Genomic DNA, 15130 nt, shown 5'->3' on the forward strand with positions numbered 1-15130 from the left:
TCAGCCCTCGGACGGGCTCGACACCCTCCAGGCGAACGCCCGCGCCGGGTTGCCCACCAGGATGGTGTCCAACGCCTCTTTCCCCAGGGCCTGTTCGAGGCGCGGACGCAATCGGTTCAGCAGATGCGGCATGCCCGGGGTCTCGGCCACGGTCGTGTCGCCGCCCAGGAGCAACTGCCCGCCGAAACCGGCGTCGGTGAGGGCGGTCAGCTGCTCGGGCAGTCGCCAGTCCGTCGCGTGATGGGCCCGGGACGGACCGTCGAATGCCAGGAACGCGCCTGCCCGGGCCGCCTCCCGCTGTACGGCCGTCTCCGGTGACCGGCCCAGATGGCCGAGGACCACCCGCTGCGGCCCGACCCCCAACTCACCGCAGAGCAGGTCCAGTACGTCGAGAGCCGCCGTTCCCAGCTCCAGGTGGACGGCGATCGGCGCGCCGGTGCGGTGGTGGGCCTCCGCTGCCGCCGTCATCGTCAACCGGGAGTGGGCGTCGATGCCGTGAAAGGCTCCGGCGACCTTGATCAGACCCGCGCGTACGCCGGTGGAGCCGATGCCCTCGGTCAGCTCCGAGACGAAGAGTCCGGCGAGGCGGTCCCGGAGGCGGCCGGGCAACTCCGGCGGATAGTGCGCCGCTTGATGCAGCCCGGTCGCCGCCACCACATGCACGCCCGTCGAACGGGCCAGCGCCGCCAGGGCCTCGGGCTCGCGCCCCATCCCGTACGGAGTCCACTGCACCACCGCCCGGCCGCCCAGCGCGCGGAAAGCGACCAGCTGTTCGGCGGCCCGCCCCGTGTCGTCCAGCTCCTGGCCGGGCAGGAGAGGGCTGCGCAGGAAGAGGTGGTCGTGTGCGTCGCAGACGCCCAACTCCGCTGCGGGGACGTCGCCGAGTACCGTACGGACGGTCGCTACCACTGCCGTCCCTCCGTGAGTCGCTCCCGCTCCGGTGCGCTCAGGTGCAGGACCTCGAACCGTTCCCCGGGCGCCTCGGGGGCGGTGTGCTCCCAGAGGGTGAAGTGGAGCAGTTCCCAGTGGCGGGGATCGACCGCGAGTGCCGTGGCGACCGCTCCGGGTGACTGCGCCAGTCTCCGGCTCTCATCGAGGCCGGCCCCGACCGCGTCCGCGGGCGTGACGGAGGCCGCGACGGCCGTGCGGTGGCGGGTCGCGGTGCGGGGGAGTGCGGCCGACGCGGGCCCTCCCTCGTACGCGAGTCCGGTCCAGTGCTGTACCTCGGGGCGTCCGAAGTCACGGACGATGCCCTGGAATCCGGGGCCCCAGAGGAAGGAGTTCATGCCCTGCGGTGTCGCCCACAGATAGAAGGGGGCGTACTGGTTGACCGGTGCGTGCTCGCCCCGTTCGCGGATCAGGTACGCCTTGATGCCGAGCCCCGGAAAGGTGTCCAGGAGATGGCCCTTCGTCGCGACGCGGTCGCGGATGATTCCCATGTCGTGGTCGGCCGGGAGGGTGATCTCATACTGCATGGCGTGCATCGCGTGCTCCTCGGGCAGGGTATTCGTCGACCCCGGCCCGCGGGTGCCAGTCGGTCGTGGTGCCGTCCGCGGCCGCCTCGACGACGGCGAGATGCGTCATGAACGTGCGCGGGGCGGCGCCGTGCCAGTGCCATTCGCCGGGCTCGATCCAGACGGTGTCGCCCGCCCGGATCGCCTCCACCGGACCGCCGCGGCGCTGCACGAGCCCCTCGCCCTCGGTGACATGGAGGACCTGGCCGTGCGGGTGCCGGTGCCAGGACGTGTGGCCGCCGGGGGCGAAATGAACGCTGAACATCCGCAGCCCGGACGGAGCCCGGGGTGCCGCTATCTCGTCGAGCCAGACGGTGCCGTTGAAATGCTCGGCAGGTCCGGCGGAGGTGTCGGGACGGTTCCTCGTGATCTGCATGTGCCGTGTGCTCCTGGGGTGTCAGACGGAGGTGCCACGCGGGGCGAGCAGCGAGAGCAGCCCACGGGCGCCCGCGTCGAACGCGTCCGTCGAGCCGGAGGCGCGGGCCAGCACATAGCCGCCCTGCACCGTCGCGACGATCGTCGCCGCCACGTCCTCGGGGACGAGGGAGGAGCCGAACTCGCCCTGATCGAGGCCCTCCTGGACAATCTCGGCAAGCCGGCCGCGCAGCCAGCCGATCGTCTCGTCGACCGGTGCGCGCAACTCCTCGCTCGCGACGACATCCGGATCCATCGTCAGCCGCCCGACCGGACAGCCGCGGAGCACATCGCGCTCGCGCAGGAGATACGCCGAGATCCGCTCGTACGCCGTCCCCGAGCCGTCGAACAGCCGTCCCGTGGTCTCACGCAGCTGCGCGGCCGTGCGGCGGATGGCCGCGAGCGCCAGATCGGGTTTGCCCGCGAAGTGGTGGTACATGCTGCCCTGGCCCGCGCCCGCCTGCTGCTGGATGGCCTTGGGGCTGGTGCCCACATAGCCGCGCTCCCACAGGAGTTCCCGAGTGGCTTCGATCAGACGGTCCGGAGTGCTCATGAAGTGACTGTACATACTAGTAGGTACAGAATCCAGTGATCTCGGTCGGCGGGCGGGAGCAGCCGCAGATCCACCCCGTACTCCCGAGGGGGTACGCGTACGGCCGCTGGCCGTACGACGACTCGGGGCCCCTCCCGGGGCGAGGCTCGAAAACGTCAGGAGAACCTGACCGCGAACCCCGAACCGAGGGAGCTGACCGAGATGAACACCCTGGCGCACAGCGGTGGACCCGGGCCCTGGATCCTCCTCTTCCCGCTCTTCTGGGCGGCCGTCGTCACCGGCGGCGTCACTCTGCTGCGGCGTACCGCCCGGCGCGGCCGACGAGGCCCCTGGCAGGCGCGTCCCACCCAGGAGGCACCTGCCGAACCGTCGCCGATCACCCTGCTCGGCCGCCGCTTCGCGGCCGGGGAGATCGACGAGGAGGAGTACTGGCGCCGGCTCTCCGTCCTCGACGAACAGTTCGGCCGCGGCGGCAAGGGAGCAGCGGCATGACCACCACCGCCCCCACTTCCGATTCCACCCCCAGGTCCGCCACCGCCGCCGCTGCCCGGGTCGTCGACGCCGTGAAGCTCTACGGCACGGGCGACACCCGGGTCAGGGCCCTGGACGGGGTGAGCGTCGGCTTCCCGGCCGGCCGCTTCACCGCGATCATGGGGTCCTCCGGCTCCGGAAAATCCACCTTGATGCACTGCGCGGCCGGACTCGACACCCTCACCTCCGGCTCGGCCTTCATCGCCGCGAGAAGGGGGAGCGGGGCGCCGGGGGCCCCGCTCCTCCTTCTCCGCTACCCGACCACCGCCGACCGGGCGACGGAGGGCGTACGGCTCTCCAGGTACGCGACGGCGTCCGGCTCGAACGGCCCGTCCGTGGTCGCCCCGTACACCGAGTGCGGCGGCTGCGCGGCGAACAGGGGAGGGGGTGCCGGAAGGGTGAACCAGACGACCTTCCCGGCCCCGCCCGTCGGGCGGACGCCCCAGCTCTCGCTGACCGCGGCGATCAGTGCGAGCCCGCGCCCCGAGGTGCTGGACGCGCTGGGCTCGCGCACGGTCGGCAGCCGTGGGTCGTGGTCGTGGACGGACACCGTCAGCCGTTCGAGCAGCAACTCGATCTCGACGGTGCACGATTTGTCCGGCTGGGCATGCCGGTGGACATTGGTCAGCAGTTCGGTGACGCCGAGCGCCGCATGGTCGATCAACGGATCGAGATGCCAGTAGCGCAACTGCGCCGAAACGATTCTGCGGACCTGACCGATCCGCGACGGCAGGGCCTGGAGCTCCACCGTGCAGTGCCTGCTTGGCTCGCTGATCACGGCTGCGACTCCCCGAAATAGGTCCGGAAGGCGACGAAGGGGCGGATCCAGCAGATGGCCGGCTGCTGATTCCCGACCGGCAGTGACGGATCACAGTGTCACTGCCGGTAAACCATGAGTGACGTGTGACCAATGTCGCTCAGGGGGCGCGGCTCCGCAACTCGCGATGCTCCGGTCGCGCCACTCCGTCAGATCATGCGGCCGCCCGCGCTGCGCAGCGTTTCGAGAAATCTGTGGGTCGGTCCGGCCGTGTCCGGAGCGTGGTTGCGCTGTCCCATCGTCAGCCGGTACCGCGTCCCGTTGAGGCGAGCCACGGCCGCCCCGGTTCCGGCGAACCACGGCCTGCCCGCACTCACCGCCACCACCGGGGCGCTGTCGATCTCCCGTCCGTAACTGGTCAGCAGGGCCAGCCTCCCGTCCTTGACGACCACCTGCCCGGCCCTCGTGAGCGAACGGGCCCACCGCTCGATCCGTACCCCCGTCGCACTGAACTCGGTATCCGGCATGACTGCTTCGCCCCCTTCGTAGTGCTTCTGATGGGCAGTCTGCACAAGCCGGCGGCGGCACGCCAGGCCGCGTCCGGGAGCAATCCGGCGACCGTTCCGTCCGTCCGGGCCAAGGCTGGGCTATGGAATATCAAAGTGAACGTTTCTGCAGGTGGGGGGAATATCGTTGACGGCGGAGAGTCCGGTGACACGAGGAGGAACGCGTTGATGGGCCACAGCGAGCACACAGACGAAGGCCGGTCCGCAGCGACCATCGACATCGACCGCTCCGACCCGGAGTACCGGGCCTGGCTCAAGGAGGCAGTCCGCAAGGTCCAGGCCGACGCCAACCGCTCCGCCGACACCCATCTGCTGCGCTTCCCGCTGCCCGAGAGCTGGGGCATCGACCTCTATCTCAAGGACGAGTCGACGCACCCCACCGGCAGCCTCAAGCACCGGCTGGCCCGCTCGCTCTTCCTCTACGGGCTCTGCAACGGCTGGATCCGGCCGGGCAGGCCGGTGATCGAGGCATCCAGCGGTTCGACGGCCGTTTCCGAGGCGTACTTCGCCAAGCTGATCGGTGTGCCGTTCATCGCCGTGATGCCCCGCACCACCAGCCCGGAGAAGTGCCGCCTGATCGAGTTCCACGGCGGTCGCTGCCACTTCGTCGACGACTCGCGGAAGCTGTACGAGGAGTCGGCCACGCTCGCCGCCGAAACCGGCGGTCACTACATGGACCAGTTCACCTATGCCGAACGGGCCACCGACTGGCGCGGCAACAACAACATCGCCGAGTCGATCTACCAGCAGCTGAGGCTGGAGCGCTACCCGGAGCCGACGTGGATCGTCGCCACGGCCGGAACCGGCGGCACCTCGGCGACCATCGCCCGCTATGTGCACTACATGCAGTTCGACACCCGGATCTGCGTGCCCGACCCGGAGAACTCCTGTTTCTTCGACGGCTGGACCCATCACAACCTCCTGGCCACCAGCGACCGCGGCTCCCGGATCGAGGGCATCGGCAGGCCCCGGATGGAGCCGAGCTTCGTGCCCGGGGCCGTCGACCGGATGATGAAGGTGCCGGACGCGGCCACCGTCGCGGCCGTGCGCGCCCTGGAGAAGGCCATCGGCCGGAAGGCGGGCGGCTCCACCGGAACCGGGCTGTGGAGCGCGTTCAAACTGGTCGCGGAAATGGTCGGACAGGGCAGCACGGGCAGCATCGTCACGCTGATCTGCGACCCGGGCGACCGCTACCTCGACAAGTACTACTCCGACAGCTGGCTCGCCGAACAGGGCCTGGACATCGCCCCGTACACGCGGACCATCGATGCCTTCCTGAGGAGCGGCAACTGGCCCGGGTAGCACCGACGCGGGCCGGTGCGCGCGGCCCGGGTCCGGGCTCAGGCCCCGGACCCGGCCAGCCGCCGGTCGAGATTGCGCACCGCGTCCCGGAACGCCCGGCCCATCCCCGGCCGGCCCAGCCGCAGGGCGAACCGGAAGGTCGCGGAACCGTCGGCGGCGAACGTCCACTGCACCCGCGTCCCGGCCCCGGCCGGGGTGAGCCGCCACTCCTCCAGCAGGGCTTTCGGGCCAGGGGTGCTGGACTCGTCGACCCGGTAGGTGTACCGCTCGCAGGGCTTCGCCGCGAGGATCGACTCGCGCAGCACCGTGCCGCCCCTGAGCCGGACCTCGCGGCCCGCGCCGTCCTCGGTCGGGCGGGCCGCCGTCACCGAGGTGAACCAGCTCGGCCAGCCCGCCACATCGTCGGCGAGCGCACGGTAGACCACCTCGGGTGGCGCGGACACCTCGGCGGCGAAAACCAGTCGCAGTGGAGCGGACTCGATGAAATCGAGGTCCACGGAACGGAGTCGGCGTGCCATGGATCGCACCTCCCGTGCGGCCGGCGGCGTGCGGAGTCGCGCACACCATAGCTGTCGCGCCGTCAGATGTCCTTGCCCGTACGGAAGTCATGCGACCGAGCGCTGCGGGACCGCCCGTGCGGCCGCCGTGATGTTGCGGGCCATCCCACCGAACACCACCGAGTGGAACGGCCACACGCTCCACCAGTAGGCGTGGCCGAGCAGTCCGCGTGGATGGAACAGGGCCCGCTGCCGGTAGACCGTCCGGCCCCGCTCGTCACGGTCCACCGACAGTTCGAGCCAGGCGGGACCGGGCAGTCGCATCTCGGCGCGCAGCCGCAGCAGCTCGCCCGGAACAATCTCCTCCACTCGCCAGAAGTCCAATGAGTCGCCCACCCGCAGCCGCTGTGCGTCCCGCCGCCCGCGCCGCAGCCCGACGCCGCCGACGATCCGGTCGAGCCAGCCCCGCACGGCCCAGGCGAGCGGGAACGAGTACCAGCCGTTCTCGCCGCCGATGCCCTCGATGACCCGCCAGAGCGCGGCCGGTGCCACCGGCACGGCCAGTTCCCGCTCGTCGCGGTAGAGGCTGCCGCCGGACCAGTCCGGATCGGTGGGCAACGGGTCGCTGGGGGCGCCGGGCACCGCGGCGGACGACCAGCGGGTGTCGACCCGGGCATCCTTGATCCGCTGGAGCGCCAGCCGCAGCGCCTGCTCGAAGCCGATGGCCCCACCGGGCGGATCGGGTACGTACCGGGCGATGTCGTGCTCGCGACAGACCACCTCGTGGCGCAGCGACTCCGCCAGCGGCCGGGCGATGGCGGGCGGCACGGGTGTCACCAGGCCGATCCAGAGACTGGAGAGCCCCGGGGTGAGCACCGGCACGGGAAGGATCACCCGGTGCGGCAATCCGGCGACCTGGGCGTACCGCCGCATCATGTCCCGGTACGTCATGACCTCCGGGCCGCCGATGTCGAACGTACGGTTCACCCCGTCCGGCAGGCGGGCGCAGCCGACGAGATACCGCAGCACGTCCCGTACCGCGATCGGCTGGATCGACGTGCGCACCCAGCTCGGGGTGATCATCACCGGCAGCCGTTCGGTGAGATGGCGCAGGATCTCGAACGAGGCCGAGCCCGAACCGATGACGACCGCGGCCCGCAGTACGGCCGTCGGCACCCCGGAATCCAGCAGAATGCGCCCCACCTCGGCCCGCGACCGCAGATGCGGTGACAGTTCCCGCTCGGGCACCCCGGCCGGGGTGAGCCCGCCGAGGTACACGATCCGGCCGACCCCCGCCACCCGCGCCTGCTCACCGAAGATCCGGGCCGCCTCGCGGTCCTTCTCCTCGAACCCGGGTCCGGAGCCGAGCGCGTGCACCAGGTAGTACGCCACATCCATGTCCCGCATCGCCGCCCGCACCGCAGCGGCGTCGAAGACATCCCCCTTCACCACCTCGACCCGGTCCGCCCACGGCTGGTCACGCAGCTTCTGCGGGGTCCTGGCCAGTGTGCGCACGCCGTGGCCGGCGTCGAGAAGTGCGGGCACCAGCCTGCCGCCGATGTACCCGGAGGCACCGGTCACCAGACAACGCAGCCGCGTACCACCGGAGGGTTCGGTCACCCGCCCGAGTCTTCCACCGCAGGGTCCTTCGGGGCTCGTCGGAGGGCTCCGAACGGCGGCACGCGGGCCACCCGCCGCGTCGGCGGCGCTACGGACGCGGCCCGGCCGTACGGTCCAGCATGCCGTCGAGCACCCGGCCGAAGACCCGGCGGCCCGCTCCGCAGATCAACGGATCGGCCCACCGCGGCAGCAGCCGGACACTCAGCTCCTCCACCCACACCACATGGGATCCGCAATCCGTCGGATACACGTCGATCGACGCCCGGCCCCGCACCAGCCAACCGCGCTTCTCCAGCCGGCACAGCCCCGCGCGCCCGGCGGCGGGCGGGGTCCAGCGCACCACTTCCATCGGATCGTCGAAGCCCAGCGGCCCCACGCCCGTGCGCGCCACGAAGACGGTCCCCGGCCCGGTCGGCAGCCCCGTGGGCACGGTGATCCTGGTCAGCGGTACCTGCGCGGCGTGCCGTTCCCAGTCCGTCACCCGGCGCCAGCACTCGGCTGCGGGCAAGGGCGTGAAGCGCTCGATCCGGAAGACGGCCACGGTGCGATCCTAAGGGCTGTCCCGCCACCACCCCCGGTGAACGAGTGCGCGGCGTCGGAAGCGGAGCATCGCACGGCGGAGGGGCCTTCGCACACTCGATGTATTCGGATGTTCCGGCAATGCGGAGAGGTGCCGCAGCCGTCGTCGCGCACCCGTGGGGGACGGCTGGACAGCCCTGGGGGTGCCACGCACCGCCCGGCCGCTCAGGAGACGTCGTCCGCGACCCGGCCCGCCACCAGCAGGCCCGGCAGATGTTCCTCGATCTCCTCGCGGGCGGCGGCCGACAGACCCGCGTCCGTGACGAACGTGTCCACCTGCTCCAGTGCCGCGAACGAACTCAGGCCCACCGTGCCCCACTTGGTGTGGTCCGCCACCACGACCACACGCCGCGCCGACTGGACGAAACGCCGGTTGGTCTCGGCCTCCGCCAGGTTCGGCGTGGAAAGCCCGGCCTCCACCGAGATCCCGTGCACGCCGAGAAACAGCACATCGAAATGGAGCGAGGCGATCGCCTGATCCGCGACCGGGCCGACCAGGGAGTCCGACGGGGTCCGTACACCACCGGTGAGTACCACCGTGGCGGCCCCGGTCCGCGCTCCGCCCGCGGCCCCCGGCCGTTGCGCGGAGTGGAACACATCGGCGACTCGCACCGAGTTGGTCACCACCGTCAGATCCGGTACGTCCAGCAGCTGCTGGGCGAGCGCGTACGTCGTCGTACCGCCGGAGAGCGCGATGGCGCTGCCGGGCACCGCCATGGCCGCGGCCGCCCGCGCGATGTCCTCCTTGGCGGTCAGTTCCAGTGCCGACTTGGCCTCGAAACCGGGCTCGTGCGTACTGGCCTCGACCACCGGAACGGCCCCGCCGTGCACCTTCTCGACCATGCCCTGGCGGGCCAGGGCGTCCAGATCCCGGCGGACGGTCATGTCCGAGACGTTCAGCCTGCGGGTGAGTTCATTGACCCGGACCCCACCACGCCTGCGCACCTCGTCGAGGATCAGGGCACGCCGCTGCTCCGCGAGCAGGTTCTGATTCTCGCTCAACGCCGGTCCGGTCCTTCCCTCTGGCCGTGCGACAGTCTCTTCGGACGGGGGTCATCCTGCCACGCGGTGTCGCCGGCCGCCGCACTGGGGAGATTCCTTGAGAGCGGTGCGTACACCGGCCCTCCTCCATGATTCTGGTGACCGTGCATCAGCACCTCCCCCCACCACCGAGAGCGAGTCACTCCAGTGCCCCCTGCCACCCAGGCCCTGCAGAGTCCCGGGCCCGCGCTGGAACTTCTGGTCCACGGCGTGGGCGGAACCACCCCGCAGGAGATGCTCGACGACCCGCGTCCGGTCCGAGTGACCGGCGACGCGACCGCCGCCATGTACCGCCGGGCCGGGGACATGGACGCCGAACAGCACCCGGAGCGGTACCGCGACCGGCCCATCGCCGAGGCCTACTGCTGGTCCAACCTCACCTCCGGCAACGGCTCCCGCGCACTGTGGCTGCTGCTGCTCCCGTTCATGGTGGTCAATCTCGCCCACTGGATGCGGCCCACCGCCCGGGGCCGCAGCCGCGCGGTGCGCCTGTACGGGGTCCTCGTCCGGCTCGTCGCGCTCAGCCTCACGGTCCTGCTGACCGCGGCGGCGTGCGAGGTCGCGCTCGATCTGACGGCCTGGCAGTGCGCGGGCGTGCCAAACTGCTCGGACAAGCGGTCCTGGCTCGGCTTCCTTTCGACGGCACAGGGCGGCTGGTGGTCCCAGCCCGGCCGGAGGCTCGCCCTCGCCGCGCTCGTGCCCACCGCCCTGGTGGGCCTGCTCTGGTTCCTGTCCAACCGGACGTGGAGCGCGTACGAATCGCAGCGCCCGCTCACCGGATCCGAACCGGACCGGGCCGACCCGGAGACCGCGCACACCCCCGACACCGCCGGCGCCCCGGCCGGTGGCCGCCCGGCCCTCGGCCGACCCGGATTCTGGTACGGCCGCCGGCTGGTCGCCCGGCTGCGTGCCGCCCACACCGCCGCCGGATTCCTCACCGTCGCCGCGTCGGTCGCGGGCGCCGCGGCCCGCCACGACCGTGCCGCAACCAGCCCTGTGCCCGGGATCGTCGGCCGACTGATCGAAGCGGCGCTCGTGCTGGGCGCGCTCGTCGTGCTGTGGGTCGTCTGCCGCCGCGGCCGCAGCGAACGGCGCCTGGACAACCGGCTCGACCGGGCCCTCATCACCTATCTGCCCGGCGCCGCTCTGGCCCTGCTCGTCCTCGCCGCCGTGTACGCGGCTTGGTCGCGCCCCGCCTGGGTCTCGGCGGGCGCCCTGCCCGGCGACGTCGCCTTCAGCGTCATCACGCTCGGCCAGGGGGCGCTCGTCGTCGTCCTCGCCGTGGTGTCACTCGGCCTGTACCGCAAGGTTCCCGAACCCCGCACCGTCATGTACGGACTCGGCGGACCGGTGGTCGCCATGCTCGCCTGCGCGCTCGGCGGCGTCATGACCGGCGGCGTCGCCCAGCGCGTCGCCGACTGGCTCGATGGCCCCGGCACCCCGGGCATGGGCCGGAACACCGTCATCGAGGGGCCGCCGGTGCTGCTCAGCTGGCAGGCATCGGTCATCCCCGTGCTCCTGGTGCTGCTGGCGGTCCCCGGCGCCGTGCTGCTCGTACGCACCTGGCTCACCGCCCGCGCCCTGGAACCCGAGATCGACCGGGAGTACGGGCAGGAGCGGCCGGACCCCGCCCGGACCCGGCAGATCGCCCGGATCCGGGCCACGGCAGCCCTCACCGACTCGGCACCCTGGATCTTCGGCCCGGTCTCCGGCGCCACGCTGCTCCTCGGTGCGGCGGCGGTCGGCGGGGCCTGGGCGAGCGGCGAGGTGCCCGGCCTGGCGATGAAGGGCAGCGGCCCGTTCATCGAGTCCGTGGCCGAAGCGGCCCAGTCGACCGGCTCCTGGATGATCGGATTCGGCTTCATACTCTTCGTCACCTGGGGACGGCGCGCCTACCGCGACGCCTCCGCCCGGCGCACCATCGGCATCCTCTGGGACGTCGGTACGTTCTGGCCGCGCGCCGCCCACCCCTTCGCACCGCCCTGCTACGCCGAGCGTGCCGTCCCCGACCTGGCGTCACGGATGTCCGGCTGGACCCGGCTCACCCACGGCAGGCTCGTCATCTCCGGCCATTCCCAGGGCAGCGTCCTCGCGGCGTCCGCGGTCTGGCAGCTGCCCGCGGAGACCCGGAGCCGGGTTGCGCTGCTCACCTACGGCTCACCGATCGAGCGGCTCTACGCTCGCTGGTTCCCCGCCTACTTCGGCCACGGACCGCTGCAGGGGCTGCACCGGTCCGTGCACTGCTGGCGCAACCTCTGGCGGGCCACCGATCCGATCGGCGGCCGGGTCCGGCTCGACGAGGGACCGGGGCCCGAGGTGGACCGGGGGCCGCTGAAGGACCCCCTGGTCTACGGGCGTACCCCCGAGCATCCGCTGCCCGAGCCGATTCTGGGGCACTCGGACTACCAGGCCGACCCCGTCTTCGCCCAGGAACGAGCCGCGCTGCTGAACCGGCTCGCCCCGGTCCTGCCCCGCCAGGCCGACGGGGAGGAAACCCCGAAGACCCCGCGCGCTCAGGGGAGTTCGGGCAAGTCCTCCGGGTAGAGCAGGCTGAGGTCGTCCGTGCTCGGCTCGGCGAGCTGGGCGACCCTGCCCGCGTGCCGCTCCACCATCGACTCGAACGTCTGCCGTGCCGTACGGCCGTTGCCGAACGCCGGGCCCTTGGGAAGCTCCGTGAAGTACTTCAGCAGCGCTTCGCCGGTCCCGGCGGCCAGGCTGTACTCGTGCTCGTCGGCCTGCTGCCCGACGATCCGCAGCAGTTCGGCGGGCTCGTAGTCGCTGAAGGTGATGGTCCGCGAGAAACGGGACGCCACCCCGGGGTTGACGGTGAGGAACCGCTCCATCTCAAGGGTGTATCCGGCGACGATGACGACCACCGCGTCACGGTGATCCTCCATCAGCTTCACGAGTGTGTCGATCGCCTCCCGGCCGAAGTCCCGGCCGGAGTCCTCGGGCGACAGGGCGTACGCCTCGTCGACGAACAGCACCCCGCCGCGCGCCCGGTCGAAGGCCTCCTGGGTGCGGATGGCCGTCGAGCCGATGTGCTCGCCGACCAGGTCGACCCGGGAGACCTCGATCAGATGGCCCCGCTCCAGTACCCCGAGCGAGGCGAGGATCTCGCCGTACAGCCGGGCCACGGTGGTCTTGCCGGTGCCGGGGGAGCCGGTGAAGACGAGATGCCGCCGGACCGACGCGGCCTTGAGCCCGGCCTCCCGGCGCCGACGGCCGACCTCGATCATGTCGGTGAGGGCGCGCACCTCCCGCTTCACGCTGTCCAGGCCCACCAGCGCGTCCAGCTCTCCGAGAACGGCGTCCGACGCGCGCACCGGCACGGCGGCGGGCACCTCGGCCGGGGCGGGCTCCGCGGCCCGCTGTCCGGGCGCCGCTCCGAGCAGCCCGGGGGCCGACTGGGTCGCCGTCAGCACGGTCGGGGCCGGGGGAACGGGGGAGCGCAGCGCGCTCTCGTCGCTCGTGCAGTCCTCCACGACGGGCCCCGCCCCCTGCCCGTCTCCGTGGGCGCCGCCTTCGGCGAACTCGTAGCCACCGCGGGCGCACCGTTCGGTGCGGCAACGGGTCAGCGTCGTACGGCAGCCGTCCATCACATGGAAGCCATAGCCCTCGCTCCCGGTGACCCGGCAGCTGTGGAAGGTGCCGCGGCCCTCGGCGGAGACATAGAAACCGGCCTCGGCGGGCGAGGTGACCGCGCAGCGCTCGATCGTCGGGTCCGCGCCCTTGGTGACGATCACTCCGGTCTGCGCGGCGTCGATGGTGCAGTTGTTCAGCGTGCCGCCGCTGCCGTGGTCGCGGAACCAGGCGCCGGTGGACGCCTCGCGGATGCGGCAGTCGTCGAGCTGGGCGGTCGCCCCGTCGCTCACCGACACCGCGGTATTGCGGATCTGGGAGAGATCGCTGTCGACGACATCGGCGCGCGACCCCCGGTCGAGCACGAAGATGGCGTCCGGTACGTCGTGGACCCGGCAGGAGTCCAGTATCACCGTCGCCCCGTCGCTCACCCAGACCGCCGGGTAGTCGCCCGTACTGTCATGTATCTCGCACTGGTTGGCGTCGACGCGGGTGCCGGGATCCCAGACCGAAAGACCGTTCCGGCCGAACCGGCGCACCGTGGAACGGGTCAGGGTGAGGACCGAGCGGGAACGCAGATCCACCGCGTTCTCCGGGATGTCGTGGATGTCGCAGTCGGCCAGCGTCAGGACGGCATCGGTGTCGAGCGTGACACCGTCCGCCGAAGTGCGGTGCACCGTGCACTCGGTGAGGTGGGCGGCGGCACGAGCGGTGACCTGGATTCCGCTGCCCTTGATCTCGTACACCTCGCAGCCGACGGCCTCCAGACCGCTGCCCTCGCCGGTGACGCTCAGTCCCGCGCCCGACGCGTGGTGGATCCGGCAGCGCTCCAGCCGGGGATGCGCGCCGTCCCGGACCGAGACACCGGACTGGCCGGCCGAGACGACCTCGCACTGCTCGAACACGCCGCCCGCGCCGTCGAGTACGGCGATGCCGACCCCGGCGGGGTTGTCGACCGTGCAACGGCGCACGGTGGGCCGGGCCGTGCCGCGCACCTCGATCCCCGCGGCGGAACGGGTCACGATCCGCAGGTCCGCGAGCTCCGGTGCGCCGTCCTCGACGAGCAGCGCCGGGGCCGTCGAGTCCTGGCCCTCCACATGCAGGTCGGAGACGACGGCGGAGGCACGGACGGTCAACGGGACGCCGTCGACCGGCGCGATCCGTACCGAGCCGACCGAGCCTTCGGGACCGCGCAGGGTCACGGCCCGGTGCAGGACCAGATTCTCCCGGTAGGTGCCCGGCGCGATGGTGAGGACATCACCGTCCGCCGCGGCCTCCAGGGCTGCGGTGAGGGAGGCGTATTCGCCTGTGCGGCGCCGCCACCGCGATGTGCCGGTGTGCGTCACCTGGACCGTGCCCTGTGCCATGGCGCTGTTGTGCCCCCACCTCGTGCGTGTGTGATGCCCGGGTCACCGGCCTTCCGGCAGCGACGAACCCCGGGTCCGCCCGCCGAGTGAGCGGGCGGGCCGGTCCACCGTAGCGCGCGCGGCGGCCGGGAGTTGACCCGATCAGCGGCGATCGGCAGCCGATCAGCTGCCGGTCCCGGTCCTGCCCCAGTCCGGACCGGCCTGGGCCCAGGCGCGGTCGATCCGGATGTACCGTCCCCGCACCATGCGCCAGACGATCAGGCGGCGGCTTCCTTCGATCAGCCCGACGGCGAGCAGCATCGCTCCGAACCCGGCCAGCGCCGCGTGCGTATGAGCCGTCGGCACGTCCATGGGCCGCAGCGCGGGGCGGCCGTCGAGGTCCGTCCAGATCTCCACCTCGGCCCCGGGCCCGGTCCTGCGGGAGAGCGTGGTCACCGTACCGCGGCGGTCCGTGCCGTCCGGCGCCTTCCAGCGTGCCACCACCAGGGTCTGCGGGGTGCGCTCCGAGGACACCTCGGGGTCGGTGACGAAATGCGGTGCTTCCGGCGCCCGGTGGAGCACGACCGCGGTCGTGGCATGGCGCCGGGCCTGCTGGACCCGTACCGATTTCTGGAGGGCGTCGTCGGTGAGCGATCCGCACACCCAGCCCAGCGCCGGCGCCGCCGCCACCATGAGGAGCAGCGCGACCAGGGCCACCCATGCCTCGCGCCGGTCAGTGGCGCGGCGCAGGGGATTGCGCCGCCACCGCCACACTCCCGCAACCGCTCGCACAGTCCCGCACCCCCTTCCGTATCCGTCTTAACCCGG

The 15130-nt window shown here is 71.9% G+C and carries 15 protein-coding genes and 1 pseudogene; 4 read left to right on the forward strand and 12 right to left on the reverse strand.

Features of this window, described 5'->3' with window-relative positions; genetic code table 11:
* From ACIOMQ_RS16985 to ACIOMQ_RS17000, 4 genes are read right to left on the reverse strand one after another with little or no spacing between them, the layout of a single operon-like run.
* Nucleotides 1–909, reverse strand: a complete 909-nt coding sequence (locus tag ACIOMQ_RS16985) for a phosphotriesterase (RefSeq protein WP_402189332.1) — start codon at nt 907–909, stop codon at nt 1–3.
* Nucleotides 903–1484 carry a DUF4865 family protein gene (locus tag ACIOMQ_RS16990; protein ID WP_401269854.1) on the reverse strand — a complete coding sequence of 194 codons (582 nt, stop codon included), beginning with the start codon at nt 1482–1484 and terminating at the stop codon, nt 903–905. Before ACIOMQ_RS16990 ends, ACIOMQ_RS16985 begins: the two co-directional genes overlap by 7 nt.
* The gene (locus tag ACIOMQ_RS16995; RefSeq protein ID WP_401269851.1) at nt 1465–1890 is read right to left on the reverse strand and encodes a cupin domain-containing protein; all 426 of its coding nucleotides are present in this window, start codon (nt 1888–1890) and stop codon (nt 1465–1467) included. The genes ACIOMQ_RS16990 and ACIOMQ_RS16995 overlap by 20 nt, the downstream gene beginning before the upstream one ends.
* Nucleotides 1891–1911: 21 nt before the next feature.
* On the reverse strand, nt 1912–2481 hold the full coding sequence (locus tag ACIOMQ_RS17000) for a TetR/AcrR family transcriptional regulator (RefSeq protein WP_401987788.1): 570 nt from the start codon (nt 2479–2481) through the stop codon (nt 1912–1914).
* A gap of 201 nt (nt 2482–2682) precedes the next feature.
* On the opposite strand from ACIOMQ_RS17000, the gene ACIOMQ_RS17005 reads away from it, so the two are divergent.
* A complete protein-coding gene (locus ACIOMQ_RS17005) occupies nt 2683–2973 on the forward strand; it encodes an SHOCT domain-containing protein (RefSeq protein ID WP_362209538.1) in 291 nt (96 codons plus the stop codon).
* Nucleotides 2970–3215: pseudogene (locus ACIOMQ_RS17010) on the forward strand (ATP-binding cassette domain-containing protein); the annotation flags it as partial. The gene ACIOMQ_RS17005 and the pseudogene ACIOMQ_RS17010, both read left to right, overlap by 4 nt.
* A 50-nt stretch (nt 3216–3265) precedes the next feature.
* Here the strand turns inward: ACIOMQ_RS17010 and ACIOMQ_RS17015 are convergent.
* Both ACIOMQ_RS17015 and ACIOMQ_RS17020 read right to left on the reverse strand, forming a co-directional pair.
* Nucleotides 3266–3790, reverse strand: coding sequence for an ATP-binding protein (locus ACIOMQ_RS17015; protein ID WP_362209535.1), 525 nt, complete (start codon nt 3788–3790; stop codon nt 3266–3268).
* 188 nt (nt 3791–3978) lie between these two features.
* Nucleotides 3979–4296, reverse strand: coding sequence for a hypothetical protein (locus ACIOMQ_RS17020; RefSeq protein ID WP_362209532.1), 318 nt, complete (start codon nt 4294–4296; stop codon nt 3979–3981).
* 207 nt (nt 4297–4503) lie between these two features.
* On the opposite strand from ACIOMQ_RS17020, the gene ACIOMQ_RS17025 reads away from it, so the two are divergent.
* Nucleotides 4504–5637, forward strand: a complete 1134-nt coding sequence (locus ACIOMQ_RS17025) for a PLP-dependent cysteine synthase family protein (protein ID WP_401269846.1) — start codon at nt 4504–4506, stop codon at nt 5635–5637.
* 38 nt (nt 5638–5675) lie between these two features.
* Here ACIOMQ_RS17025 and ACIOMQ_RS17030 read toward each other — a convergent pair whose 3' ends face one another.
* The 4 genes from ACIOMQ_RS17030 to ACIOMQ_RS17045 all read right to left on the reverse strand — a co-directional run bounded on the left by ACIOMQ_RS17030 (nt 5676) and on the right by ACIOMQ_RS17045 (nt 9335).
* Nucleotides 5676–6155, reverse strand: coding sequence for an SRPBCC family protein (locus ACIOMQ_RS17030; protein WP_362209527.1), 480 nt, complete (start codon nt 6153–6155; stop codon nt 5676–5678).
* A gap of 87 nt (nt 6156–6242) precedes the next feature.
* Nucleotides 6243–7754, reverse strand: coding sequence for an SDR family oxidoreductase (locus ACIOMQ_RS17035; RefSeq protein ID WP_362209524.1), 1512 nt, complete (start codon nt 7752–7754; stop codon nt 6243–6245).
* An 88-nt stretch (nt 7755–7842) separates the two neighbouring features.
* Nucleotides 7843–8295, reverse strand: a complete 453-nt coding sequence (locus ACIOMQ_RS17040) for an SRPBCC family protein (protein ID WP_362209521.1) — start codon at nt 8293–8295, stop codon at nt 7843–7845.
* Nucleotides 8296–8498: 203 nt separating this feature from the next.
* Nucleotides 8499–9335, reverse strand: coding sequence for a DeoR/GlpR family DNA-binding transcription regulator (locus tag ACIOMQ_RS17045; protein WP_362209518.1), 837 nt, complete (start codon nt 9333–9335; stop codon nt 8499–8501).
* A 186-nt stretch (nt 9336–9521) separates the two neighbouring features.
* Here ACIOMQ_RS17045 and ACIOMQ_RS17050 point away from each other — a divergent pair, with 186 nt between their 5' ends.
* Nucleotides 9522–11918 (forward strand): hypothetical protein, encoded by a 2397-nt coding sequence (locus ACIOMQ_RS17050; RefSeq protein WP_402189334.1) that lies wholly within the window; start codon nt 9522–9524, stop codon nt 11916–11918.
* Here ACIOMQ_RS17050 and ACIOMQ_RS17055 read toward each other — a convergent pair.
* Nucleotides 11888–14323 carry a right-handed parallel beta-helix repeat-containing protein gene (locus ACIOMQ_RS17055; protein WP_362209513.1) on the reverse strand — a complete coding sequence of 812 codons (2436 nt, stop codon included), beginning with the start codon at nt 14321–14323 and terminating at the stop codon, nt 11888–11890. The two genes, ACIOMQ_RS17050 and ACIOMQ_RS17055, sit on opposite strands and share 31 nt — an antisense overlap.
* A gap of 162 nt (nt 14324–14485) precedes the next feature.
* A complete protein-coding gene (locus tag ACIOMQ_RS17060; RefSeq protein ID WP_402189335.1) occupies nt 14486–15094 on the reverse strand; it encodes a hypothetical protein in 609 nt (202 codons plus the stop codon).
* Nucleotides 15095–15130 lie beyond the last annotated feature (36 nt).

This window comes from Streptomyces sp. NPDC087845, from assembly GCF_044742755.1.
Classification (GTDB): domain Bacteria; phylum Actinomycetota; class Actinomycetes; order Streptomycetales; family Streptomycetaceae; genus Streptomyces.